This is a genomic window from Streptomyces murinus, assembly GCF_002154555.1.
Classification (GTDB): domain Bacteria; phylum Actinomycetota; class Actinomycetes; order Streptomycetales; family Streptomycetaceae; genus Streptomyces; species Streptomyces murinus.
On record NZ_MUNF01000805.1, the window covers coordinates 1 to 2,695 of the forward strand.

Genomic DNA, 2,695 nt, shown 5'->3' on the forward strand with positions numbered 1-2,695 from the left:
CCGGCCGCCGCCGCACGACCCGCCGCCACCCGCCCGGCCGCCGCCGTACGACCCGCCACCGTCACCCGCACCGCCGCCCGCACCGGCCTCCCGGGACGCCCCCGCAGACGCCCCTTCAGACGCCCCCGCGGACGCCTTCTCGGCTCCTGTCATCGGCTTCCTCCTCGTCGAGGACGCCCCCCGAAGCGGGAGGACGGCAGGACGACGGATACCCCCGCGCCGCCGTTCCAGGCGCCGGATGACCCGTCGTCAGCCACCCACCGCCCGCGACACCGTGAAGATCAGCAGCCCCGCCAGTGATCCCACCACCGTGCCATTGATCCGGATGAACTGCAGATCGCGCCCGATGTGCGCCTCGATCTTCCGGGTGGTGTGCTCGGCGTCCCAGCCCGCCACCGTGTCCGTGATCAGCGAGGTGATCTCCGCCCGGTACGTGGTCACGACATGCACCGCCGCACCCTCCAGCCAGCTGTCCACCTTCTCCTGCATCTTCGGCTCGCTCGCCATCCGCGCGCCCAGGGACAGCAGCGCCGACCGCAGCCGCGTCCGCAGCTCACTGCGCTCGTCCTCCGCCGCCGCGACGATCATCGACCGTACGGCCGTCCAGGCGGATGCGATCAGATCCTGCACCTCGCCCCGGCCCAGCACCTCGCCCTTCAGCCGCTCCACCCGCGCCCGGGTCTCGGTGTCCGACTGCAAGTCGGAGGCGAAATCGGTCAGGAAACGGTCCAGGGCGCCACGCGCCGGATGGGACGGCATGTCCCGCATCTCCGCGCAGAACCGCAGCAACTCCTTGTAGACCCGCTCACCGATCTTGCGGTCCACGAACCGCGGCGTCCAACCCGGCGCCCCGCCCTGCACCGCACCCATCACATTGTCGCCGTGCAGCACCAGCCAGTCATGGGCCCGCGAGACCACCAGATCCACGGCCCGCTTGTGACCGCCGTCCGCGACGACCTTCTCCAGCATCTTGCCGAGCCCCGGCGCGATCTCCCGGGCCCCGGCCCGCCGGGTGATCGCCTCCCCCACCACCGCCTGCACATCCGAGTCCCGCAACACCGTGAGCGCGCCCCGCAACGCGGTCGCCAGCTCCGCCGTCACCCGGTCCGCGTGCTCCGGCTCGGCCAGCCAGGAACCCAGCCGGGCACCGATGCCGACGGCGCGCAGCCGCTGCCGTACGACGTCCTGGGACAGGAAGTTCTCCCCCACGAACTCGCCCAGCGAGACACCCAGCTGATCCTTCTTGGTCGGGATGATCGCGGTGTGCGGGATCGGCAGCCCGAGCGGGTGCCGGAACAGCGCGGTCACCGCGAACCAGTCCGCCAGCGCGCCCACCATGCCCGCCTCCGCCGCCGCGGAGACGTAGTCCGCCCACGCCCCGGCGCCCGCGTTCCCGGCCAGCTTGGCCAGGACGTAGACCACGGCGACGAACAGCAGCAGGCCCGTCGCGGTGAGTTTCATCCGCCGCACCCCGCGCCGACGCTCCTCGTCGGCAGGGGTGAAGGCCGTCATCGTCCGGTACGACGACGCGGCCGGTCCGGCAGTTCCGGTCTCGGTAGGTTCCATCAGCTCCACCCGTTCGGTGATCCCGCGCACAATTGTCCCCTCCTGACCGACTCCCGGAACGGAACAGGAGTTCCCGGCGTCTGTTCCGGCGGGGGCTTGGGCCCTGGGCCCCGACGGTGCGGCCCGGCCCATGAAGCATCATGGCCCCATCAAGATCGGAGCCCGCAGGTCCCTCCCCGAGGAGACCCGGGACTCCCCTCCCGAGGAGAACGGCACGAGCGTGACCACGCGCCCCGACGGAGCCCCCGAGGCCCCCCGCGCACAGCACCGCACCAAGTACCTCGCCCTGCTCGGCGCCCTCGTCGCGCTGGTGGTGGCCGTCAGCGCCGGTATCTACGTCACCGCCGCGGCCGGCGACCACACCCGCGACGGCACCCTCGCCGACGACCGCCCCCACCGCGGCTCCGCCGCGCCCGTCTCCACCGGCACCTGGGTCGGCTCCTGGGCGAGCGCCCCCGTCGGCGGCGAACCGGGCACCGAGACGGCCGGCCTCGCGGGCCACTCCGTGCGCAACGTCGTCCACGCGGACGCCGGGGGTACGAGTGCCCGGATCACGCTCTCCAACCTCTACGGCCAGACACCGCTGGACATCACCCACGCCACCCTCGCGCTGTCCGCGGGGGACGCCACGGCGGCGGCCGACGAGGACACCATGCGGCGGCTCACCTTCGGGGGCGCCACCCGTGTCGTCATACCCGCGGGCGAACAGGTCGTCAGCGACGCGGTGCACCTGCTCATACCCCACGACACCGACGTCCTGGTCACCACGTACTCCCCCACCCCCTCCGGGCCGGTCACCTACCACCCGCACGCGCAGCAGACCTCGTACGTCGCGGCCGGGGACCGCACCGAGGACTCCACCGGTGCCCCCTACACCCAACAGACGCCGTACTGGCGGTATCTGACCGCGCTGGACGTGCTCAGCAACGAGGCCGACGGCACGGTCGTCGTCTTCGGCGACTCCATCACCGACGGCATCACCTCCACCGTCGGCGCCAACCGCCGCTGGCCCGACGTCCTCGGCGACCGGCTGCGGTCCGCGCTCGCGGGCGGGCAGCGGCTGCCGCGCTACAGCGTCGTCAACGAGGGCATCAGCGGCAACCAGGTCCTCGCCGACGGGCTCGGCCGC

Annotated in this window: 2 protein-coding genes; one reads left to right on the forward strand and one right to left on the reverse strand. The window is 72.8% G+C overall.

Annotated features, from left to right (window positions below):
- Positions 1–249: 249 nt before the first annotated feature.
- A complete protein-coding gene (locus CCN72_RS35265) occupies positions 250–1,566 on the reverse strand; it encodes a DUF445 domain-containing protein (RefSeq protein ID WP_086812450.1) in 1,317 nt (438 codons plus the stop codon).
- A gap of 220 nt (positions 1,567–1,786) precedes the next feature.
- Here CCN72_RS35265 and CCN72_RS35270 point away from each other — a divergent pair.
- Positions 1,787–2,695 (forward strand): SGNH/GDSL hydrolase family protein (locus CCN72_RS35270; RefSeq protein ID WP_425276201.1); only part of this gene is annotated, 909 nt, incomplete at its 3' end.